Annotated in this window: 15 protein-coding genes; 8 read left to right on the forward strand and 7 right to left on the reverse strand. The window is 54.9% G+C overall.

The window, feature by feature from the left end; all coding sequences use genetic code 11:
• Window positions 1-101 precede the first annotated feature (101 nt).
• The gene (locus tag FWJ25_RS06075; protein WP_246166670.1) at window positions 102-758 is read left to right on the forward strand and encodes an alpha/beta family hydrolase; all 657 of its coding nucleotides are present in this window, start codon (window positions 102-104) and stop codon (window positions 756-758) included.
• On the opposite strand, the gene FWJ25_RS06080 is transcribed toward FWJ25_RS06075, so the two are convergent.
• A complete protein-coding gene (locus tag FWJ25_RS06080) occupies window positions 759-2,612 on the reverse strand; it encodes a sensor domain-containing diguanylate cyclase (RefSeq protein WP_149599365.1) in 1,854 nt (617 codons plus the stop codon). It abuts the gene before it with no gap.
• 118 nt (window positions 2,613-2,730) lie between these two features.
• On the opposite strand from FWJ25_RS06080, the gene rlmM reads away from it, so the two are divergent.
• Window positions 2,731-3,807, forward strand: coding sequence for a 23S rRNA (cytidine(2498)-2'-O)-methyltransferase RlmM (gene rlmM, locus FWJ25_RS06085; protein ID WP_149599366.1), 1,077 nt, complete (start codon window positions 2,731-2,733; stop codon window positions 3,805-3,807).
• A gap of 1 nt (window position 3,808) precedes the next feature.
• Here rlmM and FWJ25_RS06090 read toward each other — a convergent pair whose 3' ends face one another.
• Entirely contained in the window at window positions 3,809-4,093 is a 285-nt protein-coding gene (locus FWJ25_RS06090) for an antibiotic biosynthesis monooxygenase family protein (protein WP_149599367.1), read from the reverse strand.
• 84 nt (window positions 4,094-4,177) lie between these two features.
• On the opposite strand from FWJ25_RS06090, the gene tusA reads away from it, so the two are divergent.
• Window positions 4,178-4,420, forward strand: a complete 243-nt coding sequence (gene tusA / locus FWJ25_RS06095; RefSeq protein WP_149599368.1) for a sulfurtransferase TusA — start codon at window positions 4,178-4,180, stop codon at window positions 4,418-4,420.
• A gap of 12 nt (window positions 4,421-4,432) precedes the next feature.
• Here the strand turns inward: tusA and dsbD are convergent, their stop codons facing one another.
• Window positions 4,433-6,319, reverse strand: coding sequence for a protein-disulfide reductase DsbD (gene dsbD / locus FWJ25_RS06100; protein ID WP_149599369.1), 1,887 nt, complete (start codon window positions 6,317-6,319; stop codon window positions 4,433-4,435).
• A gap of 135 nt (window positions 6,320-6,454) precedes the next feature.
• On the opposite strand from dsbD, the gene FWJ25_RS06105 reads away from it, so the two are divergent.
• The 3 genes from FWJ25_RS06105 to pdxB are packed head-to-tail and all read left to right on the forward strand — an operon-like array spanning window position 6,455 to window position 9,489.
• Entirely contained in the window at window positions 6,455-7,018 is a 564-nt protein-coding gene (locus FWJ25_RS06105) for an elongation factor P hydroxylase (protein ID WP_281292522.1), read from the forward strand.
• On the forward strand, window positions 7,015-8,283 hold the full coding sequence (locus tag FWJ25_RS06110; RefSeq protein ID WP_149599371.1) for a DEAD/DEAH box helicase: 1,269 nt from the start codon (window positions 7,015-7,017) through the stop codon (window positions 8,281-8,283). The genes FWJ25_RS06105 and FWJ25_RS06110 overlap by 4 nt, the downstream gene beginning before the upstream one ends.
• A gap of 48 nt (window positions 8,284-8,331) precedes the next feature.
• Entirely contained in the window at window positions 8,332-9,489 is a 1,158-nt protein-coding gene (gene pdxB / locus FWJ25_RS06115; RefSeq protein WP_149599372.1) for a 4-phosphoerythronate dehydrogenase PdxB, read from the forward strand.
• Window positions 9,490-9,553: 64 nt separating this feature from the next.
• Here pdxB and htpX read toward each other — a convergent pair whose 3' ends face one another.
• The 3 genes from htpX to FWJ25_RS06130 form a co-directional block, all read right to left on the reverse strand.
• Window positions 9,554-10,435 carry a protease HtpX gene (gene htpX / locus FWJ25_RS06120; RefSeq protein WP_149599373.1) on the reverse strand — a complete coding sequence of 294 codons (882 nt, stop codon included), beginning with the start codon at window positions 10,433-10,435 and terminating at the stop codon, window positions 9,554-9,556.
• A 94-nt stretch (window positions 10,436-10,529) separates the two neighbouring features.
• A complete protein-coding gene (locus tag FWJ25_RS06125) occupies window positions 10,530-10,997 on the reverse strand; it encodes a hypothetical protein (protein WP_149599374.1) in 468 nt (155 codons plus the stop codon).
• 12 nt (window positions 10,998-11,009) lie between these two features.
• Window positions 11,010-12,224 carry a pyridoxal phosphate-dependent aminotransferase gene (locus FWJ25_RS06130; protein ID WP_149599375.1) on the reverse strand — a complete coding sequence of 405 codons (1,215 nt, stop codon included), beginning with the start codon at window positions 12,222-12,224 and terminating at the stop codon, window positions 11,010-11,012.
• A gap of 243 nt (window positions 12,225-12,467) precedes the next feature.
• On the opposite strand from FWJ25_RS06130, the gene FWJ25_RS06135 reads away from it, so the two are divergent.
• Window positions 12,468-12,953, forward strand: coding sequence for a glutathione peroxidase (locus tag FWJ25_RS06135; protein WP_149599376.1), 486 nt, complete (start codon window positions 12,468-12,470; stop codon window positions 12,951-12,953).
• Between the two features lie 2 nt (window positions 12,954-12,955).
• On the forward strand, window positions 12,956-13,444 hold the full coding sequence (locus FWJ25_RS06140; protein WP_149599377.1) for a MarR family winged helix-turn-helix transcriptional regulator: 489 nt from the start codon (window positions 12,956-12,958) through the stop codon (window positions 13,442-13,444).
• On the opposite strand, the gene FWJ25_RS06145 is transcribed toward FWJ25_RS06140, so the two are convergent.
• Window positions 13,407-15,737, reverse strand: coding sequence for a hybrid sensor histidine kinase/response regulator (locus FWJ25_RS06145; protein ID WP_246166671.1), 2,331 nt, complete (start codon window positions 15,735-15,737; stop codon window positions 13,407-13,409). The genes FWJ25_RS06140 and FWJ25_RS06145 overlap by 38 nt on opposite strands.
• Between the last annotated feature and the right edge of the window lie 9 nt (window positions 15,738-15,746).

Here is a 15,746-nt window from a genome sequence, read left to right on the forward strand (position 1 = left end):
TGGCATCCTTTCCACCTTCGTTATTCAGGGGCTTTCTTGTATAGGTTTGAGACGTTGCTTGAGGTGTAATGATAGCCCCTAAGACGGGTAAGGTGAATTTCGTGAAATTGATTTATACCAAAGAATATGTAAACAACCCGGAAGTTGTACTGATTCTGGCGCATGGTGCCGGCGCTCCAGCCGATTCTTCGTTTATGGAAGCGCTTGCAAGCGCTTTGGAAAAGGAAGGGATAGCCTGTGTCCGGTTTGAGTTCCCTTATATGGTGAAACGGAGGGAGGATGGGAAGAAACGCCCACCAGACCGGCAACCGAAGCTGCTTGAGTGCTTCTCCGGTGTCGTGGATGCCGTCCTCAAGGATGTCGGTCCGGATTCACTGGTGCTGATTGGCGGGAAATCCATGGGTGGGAGAATGGCCACTCTGCTGGCCACGGAAAAGAAAGGAATCGAGGGTGTCGCCTGCTTTGGGTACCCGTTCCATCCTCCCGGAAAGTTGGATCGGTGGCGAACGGACCACTTTAAGGATGTCGAGGCGCCTGTGCTGATTGTCCAGGGCACCCGGGACCCTTTTGGCAAACCGGATGAAGTTGCTGATCATTTGGGTGCACAACCCGGTATCCTTTTGCACTGGCTGGAGGGTGGTAACCATGATTTTCAACCGCCAGTGAGGCTGCAGAAATCCCAGCAGGGGCTCATTGAAGAGGCTGCGGCTGAAACGCGGCGGTTCATTGACGAAAACCTTAACGTTCGTGGCCGCTAGTCAGCTCACCGGGATTTCATCTGCGACTACCGTTCGGTTTCTGCCACTCTGCTTCGCCTGGTAGAGAGCGTTGTCGGCACGGCTGAAGAACGCATCCTTATCCTCGCCGGCAATCAGCGAGGCTATGCCTGCACTGAGAGTGATCCGGGCGGGTGTCCCATCGGGGCCTGTCAGCGATGAGCGTTCAGCGTTGTGTAGAATCCCTTCGCAGACTTTCTGAGCACCATGAATGTCCGTGCCCGGCAACAGCAGCGCAAATTCCTCGCCGCCGAATCGTATGGCGATATCCCGGGGTCGTTTGACATGCCGGGTCAGCACCTCGGCGATACACTGAAGGCAGGAGTCGCCGAAACCGTGACCCCAGGTGTCATTGATGGTCTTGAAGTGGTCGGCATCAATCAGCGCCAAGGTAAGGGGTTGTCCGGTTCTCCGGGCTTCGGCACAAAGCTCCGGCAGGACATTGTCCATGTGTCTACGGTTGTACAGGCCAGTCAGTGAATCGTTGAGACTCAGTGTCGCGAGCTGTCGGTTAGCTTTCTCCAGCTCTCTCATTGTGTTTCGCAGCTGGGCTGTACGCTCATGGACTTTGAATTCAAGCTCGGTCCGTGCGTTGTGCTCTACCGCAAGAAGCTTCTGATTCAATAGCCGCCAGCGCTGTACCATGGCGTAGTTCAGGAGGATCACCTGGCCGCCCACAGCCATTTGCATTAACGATTCCTGGGCGAGGAAATCGTTCAGATATCCGAACGCCGCGAGAGCATAGATGAGGGCACCAATCAGCATGATGAGCCAGGAGGCGATGTACCAGACCGCCGGCTGATAGCCCTGTCGCCAACGAATGAGTGCGATGACGAACAAGCTGGCAATGACGGTCAGAGTCAGTACCGTGTTTAAAAGAATGGTCTTGGTATAAGGAAGTAAGAAGGTCAGAGCGAAAAAACCTGCGCAACACCAGGCAAGTACTTTGATAGCCATGGCTGGCTGGGTTTTTTTGTCGATTTCCAGAAATGATCCCCCGAACAGAGTCATCGAGAGGGCGCACAGCGCCAGGGCGAGGGGAATTGAGGTATTTGCAAACCCGGTGCTGTCTGGCCAGAAATACTGGTTGGCGAAACCACCCATGGCGAAAAGAAACAGGCCCATTGTCGCCATGTAGAAGGCGTTATAGAAGTAATAGACTGTCCCCGCGCTGAAAAATAGCAGCAGGTTGAAGGCAGCGAACACCATCAATGCGCCATAGAACATACCATGGGTCAGTGTCAGGTGGTTGCTGTGGGAAATAACGTCACCGGGCGTTTCAAAGCTCAGGGGTACATTCAATGCGCCGCTGCTCTTCACCCGAAGGGTAATGATTTGGCTTTCTCCAGCATCAAGCGTGACGGGGAGCAGGAAATACCGGTAGTCTACGCCCCGCGAAGCAAAGGGATGGAGATCCCCGGTTACAATGGGGTCAGCGGGAGCCTGGCCGGAATGCCAGAAAGTTACCTCATCCAGCAGGGGGTAGTTGAGCTTTAAGTACCATAGCTGCCGGGAACTGCGGGAATTGACGACCTGAAGCCGAACCCAGTAAACAGAGTTGGTGTGGCTGAACACCAGATCATGGCCGTTGGCAGGTGTCCATTGAATGCCCTCTGCCAGTTGATCGGGCGATGGGGCTTCGTGAGCCGGATCTCCCGGTGGTGCGCTGTGGTAACAGACATAGTCCATCAACGACTGCCGGGCAAGATAGTCTGCGGCGTCAAGAGTTCGGCATCCGGTGTTTGAATCCGGGGTTGTGGCCATGGTCCCGGCCAATGTGCCAACGGTTATCAAAGTAAAGCTGACAGCGACAAACAGGCGGGTCAACAGTGACATTTCAGGCTTCCGCAATTCATAAGGCCGAAAATGTAGCTGAAGTACACAAGTTTCGCTGTTAAACAGATTCAAATTTAGGCGGTTGGCTTGCAAGTCAGCGCCAGAGAATGGGTAAGGTATGGAGCAGATCCTCGCATTCTGCAGGCCGGGTTTCGAAACCGAAGCCGGGCGGGAATTGACTGACGTGGCCGGGGGGCAAGGCCTGTTTGGCTACTTTGAACCCCAAAAGGGACAAGGGCTGGTGTGGTTTACGCTGACGCCTCCGGCGAGTTCAGACGCGCTGATGAAGCGTGTGCATCTGGAAAACCTGGTTTTCGTCCGTGACTGGTTTGTGGTGCTAGGGCAGTTTACCCTCCCAGATCAGGATCGTGTGGGTGCTGTGATCGAAGCCTTGTCGGATGTTGAACGGGATATTCCCCGTTGTGCCCGGCTGGAGGTTCGCCTTCCCGAAAACAATGGTGATGGTGATCTTGGCAAGTTTTCGCGGAAGTGGGTGTCGCCATTATCCCGAAGCTTGAGGAACGCCGGATTCCTGTTGGCGGACCAGGACGAGCTTGCAGATGCGCGTCTTGAAATCCTGCTGCCGGACTTTTCGTCCATGGTTATCGGGTTCAGCCTTGTGAAAAACAGGGCTCGCTACGTTAGCGGTATTCCCCGGCTCAGATTACCTGCATCGGCACCGAGCCGTTCTGCCTCGAAGCTGGAAGAGGCCTGGAAGGTGTTTCTGCCGCCAGAGCGGGAGCTGGAATATCTTGGTGGTGGAAAGAAGGCCGCAGATCTGGGGGCTGCCCCCGGTGGCTGGACCTGGCAACTGGTTCGCCAGGGGATGATGGTCACGGCCGTGGATAATGGGCCGATGAACGAGGAATTGATGGCTTCGGGGCAGGTGGAGCATGTTCAGGCTGACGGTTATGCCTGGAGACCGAAGCGGAGCATCGACTGGATGGTTTGCGACATTGTTGATCAGCCAAGAAAAACAGCAAAAATGGCTGTGGACTGGATCGCCAATGGGCACTGCCGGTTCACCATTTTCAATCTGAAACTACCTATGAAGAAGCGCTACGATGAGTGGTTGATTTGCCGTGATATTATCCATAGCGGGTTGGTAGAGGCAGGCGTGGTGTTTCAGCTAAAAGCTCGCCATCTCTACCATGATCGGGAAGAGATCACCTGCTTTATCGAGCGAACCGGTTAGTTCAGCTCTGGTGCAGGACTGTGATGGTTTCGTCTTTATCCATCATCGGGACCAGTTCCGTCATAAGCTCCCGCCGTTTGTTGGATTGGAACCAGCGATCCCAGTCCGCTTCTGAGCGCCAGTTGGCGAGCGTGATGCGGTGATTGGGGTCATGGCTGTCTGACAGGGTCTCTCCGGAAATAAACCCCGGTGCGGCAACAGCCTGCTGGAGCACCAGGCGAGCTCGTTCCTCATAGGCGGATTCCAGTGATTCCGCGATGTGGCGTTCGATCAGCACCCGAATCATGACTTACCTCCGTTTTTTTAACTGTTATAAACAACAATTTAGCAGGTCTTTCTGGAAAATCAGCTGAAATTAAAGGAGTTGGCTTTGACCGCCCCAAACTATGATTCCGAACTGGATGCCCGGGGGCTGTTTTGCCCGGAGCCGGTAATGATGCTGCATAACCGAATCAATGATGTTGAGCCTGGGAGGGTACTCCGCGTGGTGGCGACAGATCCGTCTACAACCCGTGACATCCCTCGGTTCTGCCAGTTTCTTGGCCATGAACTTGTCAGTGAGCAGGAGCAGGGTGGCGAATATATCTACCTGATTCGCAGAGGCGAGGCGTAAGGCTTCATCATCTCAGGCTCCCGGGTTGAGTCCCCTGATATGGGTAAGGAACTCGTCCTTATCCATTTCTCCAAGAACCCTTTGTTGGGACAGCTCGTCACCTTTTGAGCGGTAGAACAGGATGGCGGGTGGCCCGAACAGTCCCAGTTCATTCAGTAAAGCCTGTTGTTCGGGCGTGTTGTCGGTGATGTCGATTTGTAGCAGGGTAAATGGTGTCATGGCTGCTATGACTTCGGGGTCACTGAAAACGGTGCGTTCCATAACCTTGCAGGAGATGCACCAGTCAGCGTAGAAATCCAGCATGACAGGTTCTCCCCGGTCTTTTGCCTGAGCAAGCAAAGACCGGATTTCTGACGTGGAGTCAGTGCGAAGGAATCCCGCATGCTGCGTTGCGTTACCCGGTGTCGTTGTGGCATGTGCCGTAAAGGGTTCAAGCGGTTTGAGAGGATCGTTTGCGCCGGTAACAGCGCCTGCCAATAGTGCGATGCCATAGGCAAACATGACCAACCCGAGGCCTTTGCGTGTCCTTTCCCAGCCTGCTTTGGCGGCATCAAATGCCCCAAGCTGAACCCCTGTAATCGCGACGAGCAATCCCCACATTGAGAGTGATGCCCACGCCGGGACCAGTCGCTCTACCAGCCAGATAGCGACAGCGAGCAGCATGACACCGTAAAAATGCTTTACTGCCGTCATCCAGTGCCCGGTTCCGGGCAGCAGCTTACGCCCTCCCACCGCAACCAGAATCAGTGGTACGCCCATGCCCAGCCCCATCGCAAACAGAGCGATACCTCCAACTACGGCATCCTGGGTGGTGGAGATATAGAGCAGACTACCTGCCAGTGGGGCAGAAACGCAGGGCGAAACGATCAACGCCGAAAGGGCGCCAATTCCGAAGATGCTCAATACCCGCGATCCTGTCAGCCGGTGGCTCGCATCGTTCAGCGGTTCCCGTATGAAGCGCGGTAGCTGGATCTCGAACACGTCAAACATCGATAGTGCAAAGACCACAAACAGGGTTGCAAACAGGCCCAGTACAAACGGTGACTGTAGTTGCGCCTGAAGATTGAAACTGGCGCCCAGCAGGCCAGTAATCACGCCAGCAGCTGCGTAAGTCAGCGCCATCCCCAGTACATAGCTGGATGCCAGCAACAGGGCGTGGCCGCTGGTGCGGGTATTATGCCCGGAGACCAGGCTGGAAATTATCGGGACCATCGGTAACACGCAGGGCGTAAATGTCAGCCCGAGACCCAACAGGAAGAAAACGCCGGCAATGACCAGCGTAGATTGGCGGGCAAGAAAGCCCGCCAGACCCGTGGCGGAGGACGTATCGAACTCTTCGGCTGCCGGGCTTGATGTTTCTGGAACGGCTCCTGTGTCTGCTTTTGCGTCAGGCGTTACGGAGTTGCCGGGGTAAAACAGGACTTCACGGGTTTGCGGGGGATAACACAGACCCGCCTTGGCGCATCCCTGGTAGGTCACTTCCAAGGTGGCTTCTGTGGCATTGCCGCTGAGCTGAACAGGAACCCGGGCTTCTACCGGATCGTAGAATACCTCTACCTCGCCGAAATACTCATCCTCGTACGGTTCGCTTTTTAGTGAAAACTCGGGTTCGCCGAGCTTTACGTTGTCTGAGGTTGCAGTGACGCTGATCCGCCCTTTATAGAGATAGTGCCCCGGGGTTATATTCCAGGACAGTACGACACTGTCGTTATCAGTGCGGTCTGAAAAAGGAAGTGCCTCGTCAACCGGCAGAAAACCGTTGTTGCTCTCTCCAAACAGGGAAGAAGTACCGAAGGCGAACACCGAGCCTGTTGCGCCAAACAGGGAGATAAAGAACAACAGATAGAGCGCCAGCCGAACAGCCAAACGATGCCGGAAAATGGTAGATGGGGCAGTCATGCGTTATCGTAAATCCTGTCTGATGAACGGTTCGAGCCAATGGACAGAGGCCGGGTGGCAAAGTTCCCTCTGGTATTGACTGAAGTAAAGTCGCACAATAGCCACCCAATGAAACACTGTCCGAACGATCTTATCATGCTGTTCAATGACCTGTTCCGGGAAGATTACCGGACAATTCTGGTCAAGGGCAGTGACGAGCCGGAGTATCTGCCTGCAGTTGAACCCGCAGGGGTGGCGCAGGTGGTATTTGCCCACGGCTATTATGCCAGCGCTTTACATGAAATCAGCCACTGGTGCATAGCGGGTGAGCGGCGGCGTACTCTCCACGATTATGGTTACTGGTATTGCCCGGACGGTCGGACATCGGAACAGCAACGGGAATTCGAACAGGTAGAAGTGAAGCCTCAGGCGATCGAATGGCTGTTTGCGTTGGCTACTGGCTCTCGCTTCCATATCAGTGCCGACAACCTGAGCGGTGACGGCGCGGCCGACGATAAAGGGTTTCGGACCCGGGTACGGGCACAAGTCGAGAAATACCTTAACTCGGGGCTCCCGTACCGGGCCAACCTGTTTTTTGAAACACTGAAGACCTTTTATGGAACCGGAGATCGGCTAGTTCAATCCTGGGAACTGGATAGAACTCGTGTCGCCCCGGCCGATTCTGAATCTGACGCATATAGAAAAGCAGAGGTTGTATGACATCTGATCCAAAGCACACCGGTGATTTGCGATTCCGGGATCTCCACCTGGATAAGCGGTTACTGGATGCCATCACGGCGATTGGCTTTGAGTACTGCACGCCAATCCAGGCAGAGACTCTACCGTGGACACTGGCCTGTGAAGACCTTATTGGCCAGGCCCAGACCGGTACCGGAAAGACCGCAGCTTTTCTGATTACTGCTATTCAGGCATTGCTGGAAACGCCGGTTTCAGAAAAGGAGCGCTTTGCTTCTGAGCCACGCGTGCTTGCCCTCGCGCCTACCCGGGAGTTGGCCATGCAGATTGCCAAGGATGCAGAGCAGCTCTGTAAGCACACCGGGCATAACGTGGTTACCGTGGTTGGCGGGATGAACTACGACAAGCAACGGGATCAGTTGCAGAATGAAATCGTCGATATTCTGGTCGCAACCCCGGGCCGACTGATTGACTTTCTGGGGTCTCAGGACGTGTTCCTCGATCAGCTCGATATCCTGATTCTGGACGAAGCCGATCGCATGCTGGACATGGGCTTTATTCCGGATGTAAAGCGGATTATTCGAAAGTGCACGCCTAAAGATGACCGCCAGACCCTGCTGTTCTCCGCTACCTTCAATCAGGACGTTCTTAACCTCGCGTCCATGTGGACCAAGAACGCTGAATTCGTAGAAATTGAACCTGAGCAAAAGACCGCAGAACGCGTCGAGCAGACGGTTTACCTGATCGGCGAGGAAGAAAAGTTGCCGGTATTGGTGAATTACCTGAAGCGTGCTGAAGTCGAAAAGGCGATTGTATTCGCCAATCGACGGGATCAGTGCCGTGATCTGGAAGAAGATCTGAAAAATCAGGGTGTGAAAGTTGCTCTGATGTCCGGTGAAATTGCCCAGAACAAGCGCCTCAAGACCCTGGATCAATTCAAGAAGGGGACCATTCAGGTACTGGTTGCAACTGATGTTGCGGGGCGGGGAATTCACGTAAACGGCGTCACCCACGTGTTTAACTATAACCTTCCTGAAAACGCGGAAGATTATGTACACCGCATAGGACGGACAGGCCGGGCCGGGCAAACCGGTGTATCGGTCAGTTTTGCCGGTGAGGACGACTCTTTTGCCCTCCCGGAGATTGAGAAATACATCAGTCAGAAACTGAAAACCGCCGTGCCGGATGAAGCTCTGATGGCAGAGCTGGAAAAGCCACGGATTACCCGCCGGCGCGGAGGCCGACGCCCCCAGCAGGGTGGTCGCAATCAGCGCCAGCGCAGGAGCTGACGAAGAGACGGCAGTGCTGAGCGTGGTCTAAACCGAGAGAAGTCAGAGATGTTGATTGTAGCCGACGAGAATATACCCTTACTGGACTCATTCTTCGGGGATATCGGGGAAATCCGCCGTGTGCCCGGTCGCACCATGAGCGCCGAGGATGTACGTGATGCTGATGTCCTGCTGGTTCGCTCGGTTACCCGTGTTGGCGCTGAGTTACTTGAGGGAAGCCGGGTTCGCTTTGTTGGAACATCCACGATTGGCACAGACCACATTGACCAGGACTGGTTAAAAGACAGAGGCATTGCCTTCTCGGCAGCACCTGGTTGCAACGCCAATAGCGTAGCGGAGTACGTGCTCTCGGTTCTCCTGCTACATGCTGAGCGCCAGGGCCTGGACGACTGGACCAATCTGAGTGTTGGCATTGTTGGTGTAGGGAATGTGGGTAAAAAGGTAGCCCACAAGCTGGAACGTCTTGGTTTTGATGTACATTTGTGTGATCCACCGAGGTCGGAAGATCCGGGGGATCAAGACGCTGAGCGCTTTGAGTCACTGTCCGATGTGCTCAAATGCGACGTGGTGAGTCTTCATACGCCGTTAACGCGAGATGCCCGCCATGCGACCTGGCATATGATTGGCAGCGCCGAGTTGGCTGGTCTGAATGCATCGCAGTTATTGATCAGTGCAGGTCGCGGCGAGGTTATCGATTGCACGGCCCTTTCAGAACGTCTGGATCAAGCCGGTGCGCCGGTTGTCGCCCTTGACGTTTGGGAGCCAGAGCCTGCCATAGAGCCTGAGTTGCTGACCAAGGTTTGGTTGGCCACGCCCCACATTGCAGGCTATAGCCTTGAGGGCAAAGTCCAGGGAACTGAAATCGTGTACCAGGCGCTGAGCCGTTTTCTGGGGTTGCCTGTTCGCAAAAAATCCGGTCAGTTCCTGCCTGAACCCGCGCTTAACAAGGTATCGTTTACCAGTTCCGCTGACGAGGGCGACGCTCTGCGTGTTGCCCTGTTGTCCTGCTACGACCCTCGACGGGATGATGCGCGCATGCGGGCGGCGATCAAAGGAAATGCGAAAGAGCGGGCCGAGGCATTTGATTTGCTGAGGAGAGACTACCCTGTCCGACGGGAGTGTTCGAGCCTGAAAGTGCAGCTCAAGGGAACCAGTAAATCCCTTCAGGATAGTTTTCGGACCATCGGGTTCAAGCTGAAGATCTGATCACCATGCTCGATTGAAGAAAACAAAAAAACCGGGGTTATTGCCCCGGTTTTTTGTTTGAACGTTATAGCTGCGCTTGCTGCAACGCCTGGATACGTTCGTCGAGCGGTGGATGAGTCATGAACAAGGCACTCAGGCCACCTCGGGCACCTTTATTGATTGCGAAGGCCTGAAGAGTATCCGGCATCTGATCTGGAATTTCGCTTTCCTGTTTCAATCGGGAAAGAGCTTTGATCATAGCGGACCGGCCAGCCAACTGGGCGCCGGCGATGTCTGCGCGGAATTCCCGTCTACGGGAGAACCAGAAAACAATCGTGCTGGCGAGAATGCCCAGTACAAGTTCCGCAACCATACTGACCACAAAAAATCCGATACCATGGCCATTCTCATTCTTGAACACGACACGATCGACGAAGGAACCGATTACCCGGGAGGCAAAGATAACAAACGTGTTTACGACACCCTGGATAAGCGCGAGAGTGACCATGTCGCCGTTTGCCACGTGCCCGATTTCATGGCCCAGAACTGCCCGGATTTCGTCCTTGTCAAAACGCTGAAGGAGTCCTTCGCTAACCGCAACCAGCGCATTATTCTTGTTCCATCCAGTGGCAAATGCATTGGACTGGGTAGCTGGGAAAACGGCGACCTCAGGCATGCCAATGCCGGCATTTTTAGCCAGTTCCGCTACGGTGTCCACCAACCAGCGTTCGGCAGGGTTACGGGGTGAGGAGATAACCTGGGCGCGAGTGCTCCACTTTGCCATGGGCTTGGAAATCAGGAGCGATACGATGGCTCCGGCGAAACCGAAAACCGCAGCAAATGCCAGCAGTGGGCCATACTGGATTCCGTGTTGCGACAGGTAGCTATCAACGCCAAGCAGGCGTAGGGTGAAACTGGCAACCAGAATAACGGCAAGGTTTGTAGCCAGAAACAGCAGTATTCTCATTTGGTTTCCCTGAGTAGTTGAACGAACACAAACGTTGAGTCCTCAGACCGGAATATGTGGGCGAGGTTCAAAGCTTCAACAACTTTACGTCGATTTAATGCGCCTGGTCGGCAAAGAATGTTGCCTGCATGATCCGGCTGATCCGCCCGGAGTGGCCGTCTTTCAGCGCAGTGCGGATCAGGTGGATATAGGTGGAGAGGTCTTCTTGCACGGACGTAGGAAGGTGCTCTTCAGCCCGTTGGTGGCTCTGACCGAACTCCCGTGTGAGTGGTGCAGGTGCCGGAGCGCTCAGACGGATAAAGGCATCACGGGTCAGAACCGCCTGATCGAGTGCCTCCTGACGGATCGTATCGACGTATCGAAGCAGGCCTTCTTCCTGCAACCAGAGCAGGGCACCGAAACAGGCCATATGGCGCTTGCTGTGAAGCCCGAATTCATCCGGTTCGTCTGGGCCTGCGATGTCCTCGACAAACAGGTTTACCCGCCTTGGGAAAGCGCCGTAGAGCTGAACCAATGCGATGGCAACGTCCTTGTAGAATTCCTCGACATGTATGTCGGCCATGAGTGCTCCGCGTTACTGCTGGTATTTATCCAGGAAGCGCCCGAGGCGCATCATGGCGTCTTCGAGGGTATCCACCCGGGGAAGAAAGACCACCCGGAGATGCTGTTTGTCATCAATATTAAAGGCTGAACCCTGAACCAGAAGGATTTTTTCCTGTAGGAGCAGATCCAGTACCAGCTTCTCATCATTGACGATCGGGAAGCGTTTCGGGTCCAGTTTCGGGAACAGGTAGAGCGCTCCCTGGGGCTTGACGCAGCTCACACCGGGTATGTCGTTCAGCATCCGCCAGGCGGTTTCACGCTGTTCGTAGAGGCGGCCTTCCGGTGCCACCAGGTCATTGATTGACTGGTATCCGCCAAGAGCGGTCTGGATGGCGAGCTGGGCCGGAACGTTGGCGCAAAGACGCATGTTGGACAACATCTCGATGCCTTCGATCAGGTCAGTGGCACGGTGTTTGGCGCCGCTGATAATCATCCAGCCGGAGCGGTAACCAGCTGCGCGGTAGTTCTTGGACAGACCGTTATAGGTGAAAAACAGAACATCATCCGCAAGCGAGGCCGTGGAGACATGGGTCGTGCCATCGTACAGGATCTTGTCGTAGATCTCGTCGGACAGCACGATCAGGTTGTGTTTGCGGGCCAGCTCAATCACCTGCTCGAGGAGCTCGGTGGAGTAAACGGCGCCGGTCGGGTTATTAGGGTTGATCAGAACAATAGCCCGGGTGCGACTGGTGATCTTTTTCTTGATGTCATCGATATCCGGGAACCAGTTCTGCTGCTCGTCACAGCGGTAGTGCACGGGCTTTCCGCTGGACAGAGTGACGGCTGCGGTCCAAAGCGGGTAATCCGGAGCCGGGATCAGTACTTCGTCGCCGGTATTGAGCATGGCCTGCATCGACATGACGATCAGTTCGCTGACACCATTGCCGAGGTAGATGTCATCGATATCCACCTTGTCGATGCCCCGTTGCTGGCAGTAGTGCATGACTGCCTTGCGGGCGGAGAACAGGCCTTTGGACTCAACGTAGCCCTGAGCCTGATGCATGTTGTAGATGACGTCCTGCTGGATTTCTTCCGGCACGTCGAGTTCGAAGGTGGCCGGGTTGCCAATATTGAGTTTGAGGACCCGATGTCCTTCTTCCTCGAGACGACGCGCTTCACGCAGAACTACGCCACGAATTTCGTAACACACATTATCCAGCTTGGCGGATTTGTAGTAGTTCTGCATGGAATGGGGCTTCCTTTATCTGAAAATGGAAAACGCGAAACAGGCTTTATTCTAGCGGAGCTGAGGGGGGCGGCAACAGGGGAATTATGATGAATTGTGGCGTGATCCTGCAGATTTAGCCGGTAAACCTCAGGATGATTTGAAGGTGTTCTGCCTCTGAGCTGAAAAAGGTGTACCTTCAATTAATATTGTGCACAATATAACGGTGCAACATATAAGATAACAGCTGACGGAGAACAGGGTATGTCTGATAGCACCGTTTACGACTTTACGGTCCGGGATATCAAGGGTAATGAGAAGAACATGTCGGAGTACCAGGGCAAGGTACTGCTGATTGTGAATACTGCGAGCAAGTGCGGCTTTACGCCCCAGTTCGAAGGACTGCAGACGCTGCATCAGGAGCTCGGCGAAAAAGGTCTGGAAGTGCTCGGTTTTCCCTGTAACCAGTTTCTGAGCCAGGACCCGGGTGATGACGATTCCATCAGTCAGTTCTGCAGTCTTAACTACGGTGTCGATTTTCCGATGTTTTCGAAGATCGAAGTGAATGGTCCCGGGACACACCCGCTTTACCAGTTTCTGAAGAAACAGGCCAAAGGGGTTATGGGGTCCGAGAAGGTAAAATGGAACTTCACTAAATTCCTGGTTAACCGGAAGGGAGACGTGGTCAAGCGTTACGCGCCGACTGTGAAGCCTGAGGACATCCGTGCGGATATCGAAAAGCTGCTCTGACCATGGTGGATAATGGCGATAGCCTGAGCCTCGATGACCAGATCTGTTTCGCCCTTTATGCCGCCAACAGGGCCGTTACCGCCCGTTACCGGCCGATTCTTGAGGAGCTTGGTCTGACCTACCCCCAGTATCTTGTGATGCTGGTGCTGTGGCAGGAACAGTGTGATAACGCTGCAGATATAAGCAATCCCGAGGGGCTCAGGATTTCAGATCTTGGCCGTAGGTTGAGGCTTGATACCGGAACACTGACCCCGCTACTGAAAAGGCTTGCCGAGCGGGAAATGCTGACTCGCGAACGCAGCAGCAGGGATGAGCGGGTGGTGGAGGTCAGGCTCACGAAAAAGGGCGCAGCCTTGAGGGCGCGAGCTCAAGGCATTCCGGGCCGGTTGCTATGCGGACTGGACGTTCAGCCGGAGCGGCTTATTGCGCTGCGTACAGAATTGCAGGACATGCTCAGGATTCTTGAGGAAACGGGCGGGTCCAGCGGTTGATGGCAGCTCGAAGTTCATTTCGTTTGTATGGCTTGGTGATGTAGTCGTTCATCCCGGCAGCGATACAGTCATCACGATCACCTTGCATCACATTGGCGGTCATGGCGATGATGGGGAGGGTTCGCCAGTCCGGATTCTCCCGGATTTTTCTGGTGGCGGCGTAACCGTCCATAACGGGCATCTGGCAGTCCATCAGAACAAGGTCATAGGCGTGGTTCTGTAGCGCCTCAATAGCTCTTAGCCCATTCTCGGCATGATACACCTGATGCCCCATCTTCTTTAGCAGGCTGCTGGCCACCAGTTGGTTTACCTGATTGTCTTCGACCAGCAGTATATTGAGCGGGCGCTGCGGGCCGCTAACGGAGTCGTTGTGATCAATAGCTGAGGTGTCCAGGTCCGTCATAACGCCAGCGGCCCGGCACAGCGTTTGATACAGATTGCTTCGATTCAGTGGTAGTGGCAGAACCTGATAGGCTGGATCAGCGGGTACCGTTCCGGTGGTATCGGCAATGATCACACCGGCCCCAGTCCAGCGGGTTGCTGTGCCAGTGATGTCGGATGGGGTATCCGCAAGGGCAATCAGGATGGCATCTGGTGCTTGATTCGGACTGCTCACCGGTATGCCCCAGGCTTCAAGTTGACGCTTCAGGGACTGGCCGTGGGGGCTGGTGTCCGGAAAATCCAGTGCGACACCTATCTGTTGCAGGCTAGAAGCAACATCAGGCAGTTGGAGTGTGCCGCTGTCCTCGTGAATCGGGAGTGGGAGGGTAACCGTGAAATGGGTACCTTTGCCCTCCTCGGAGGTTACGGCTATCTGGCCGTGCATCCGTTCGACCAGTTGGCGACATAGAGCAAGCCCGAGCCCGGTGCCGCCATAAAGCCGTGTGGTGTCGGCATCGGCCTGGGAAAAGGGTGAGAAGATCTTCTGGAGGCCTTCGCCAGACATGCCGATGCCGGTGTCTATGACGTCAAGATGGAAGATGCCTTCCTTGTGGTACGCACGGATACGGACGCTACCTTCATCGGTGAACTTGATGGCGTTACTGACGAGATTGTTGACGATCTGACGAACCCGCGTCGGGTCGCCCAGGAAGTTTTCAGGGAGCTCGGGATCAAGATCCGTGACCAGGTCGATGTTTTTCCGGCGAGCCTGTTGGGCATGAAGGGTGGCGCATTCCTCGATCAATGCACGGGAACTGAAGGGTATGTTCTCCAGGTTGAGTTTGCCCGCCTCGACCTTTGAGATGTCAAGAATGTCATTGAGCAGACCGAGCAGGCTCTCGCCGGCATTCAGTGCGATCTCCAGACGATCGCGCTGGGAGGGATCGGCTTCCCCTTCCAATGCCAGGCCAAGCATTCCCAGAACACCATTCAGTGGTGTTCTGATTTCATGGCTCATGCTGGCCAGGAAGTTGGCCCTTGAGCGAGCTCGGCGGACAGCATCTTCCTTGGCCCTTACCAGAGCGCGGTTGCCTCTCTGCAGAGCGTCATTTTTTTCGGAAATTTCCCGGGTGCGGTCTTCGACTTCCTGTTCGAGCCGGGAGGAATAGTTCTTCATCGCACTCTCGGCCAATCGTAGCTGGGCAAGCGTGGAGTCTATGGTTTCGAGATGCTGGTTGATGATCCCGACCATGGTGCCGATTTCATCTTCGGTATGACCTGCAGGAACCGGGAGTCGCATTTTTTCCGGGGTCCTTGGGCGAGCCTCGCTCAGGGAGCTGATCACGTTCAGCATGGGTCGGGTCAGAACGAGATAGAAAATTCCCAGCAATGCGGCAGAAAGTACCAGGCTCTTGAACAAACCGCTCACCAGCGTGTAGCTGGATCTTTGTAGAAACTGAAGCCCGTAGTGGTAGGTGTCAATGGTGACGGTCAGTTGACCAAGTGGCAGGTTCTGGAGTTGTGGTACCTTGAGTTCCTGACTGAATGCACGGCTGGAGCCGAACAGCAGGTCACTGACCCAGCGATAAGGCGAGTCCGGGCTGCGCTTGCTGGCAGCGGCCATTGTCTGTTTCTCGCTGTCGAGAATCCTGGCGTCGATGGTTGCGGGATGCCTCAGCAGGCCGTCCAGCAGTTCCTCTGCCAGACGCACGTCGATGTTGTACGCTATCTGTGATGCCGGGCTGAGGCTGATCATCAACAGCGCCTGAATTTCCTCTTCCATGGATTCCCGGGCGTTGAAGAAGTCCAGGGTAATCTGAACGATATTCAGGATAAGGCCGAGCGTCATGGCAACGAGGACGGTGTCCCTCGTCAGGCGATAGGAGAGGCGCTTTCTGAAGCCTTTAATCACGGTGAGTCA

This window comes from Marinobacter salinexigens, from assembly GCF_008370345.1.
Classification (GTDB): domain Bacteria; phylum Pseudomonadota; class Gammaproteobacteria; order Pseudomonadales; family Oleiphilaceae; genus Marinobacter; species Marinobacter salinexigens.

Coding starts and splice junctions, on each gene's coding strand:
- FWJ25_RS06080 (WP_149599365.1), bottom strand. CDS start 2,612: ATGTCACTGTTGACCCGCCTGTTTGTCGCTGTCAGCTTTACTTTGATA.
- rlmM (WP_149599366.1), top strand. CDS start 2,731: ATGGAGCAGATCCTCGCATTCTGCAGGCCGGGTTTCGAAACCGAAGCC.
- FWJ25_RS06090 (WP_149599367.1), bottom strand. CDS start 4,093: ATGATTCGGGTGCTGATCGAACGCCACATCGCGGAATCACTGGAATCC.
- dsbD (WP_149599369.1), bottom strand. CDS start 6,319: ATGACTGCCCCATCTACCATTTTCCGGCATCGTTTGGCTGTTCGGCTG.
- FWJ25_RS06105 (WP_281292522.1), top strand. CDS start 6,455: ATGCTGTTCAATGACCTGTTCCGGGAAGATTACCGGACAATTCTGGTC.
- FWJ25_RS06110 (WP_149599371.1), top strand. CDS start 7,015: ATGACATCTGATCCAAAGCACACCGGTGATTTGCGATTCCGGGATCTC.
- pdxB (WP_149599372.1), top strand. CDS start 8,332: ATGTTGATTGTAGCCGACGAGAATATACCCTTACTGGACTCATTCTTC.
- htpX (WP_149599373.1), bottom strand. CDS start 10,435: ATGAGAATACTGCTGTTTCTGGCTACAAACCTTGCCGTTATTCTGGTT.
- FWJ25_RS06125 (WP_149599374.1), bottom strand. CDS start 10,997: ATGGCCGACATACATGTCGAGGAATTCTACAAGGACGTTGCCATCGCA.
- FWJ25_RS06130 (WP_149599375.1), bottom strand. CDS start 12,224: ATGCAGAACTACTACAAATCCGCCAAGCTGGATAATGTGTGTTACGAA.
- FWJ25_RS06135 (WP_149599376.1), top strand. CDS start 12,468: ATGTCTGATAGCACCGTTTACGACTTTACGGTCCGGGATATCAAGGGT.
- FWJ25_RS06140 (WP_149599377.1), top strand. CDS start 12,956: ATGGTGGATAATGGCGATAGCCTGAGCCTCGATGACCAGATCTGTTTC.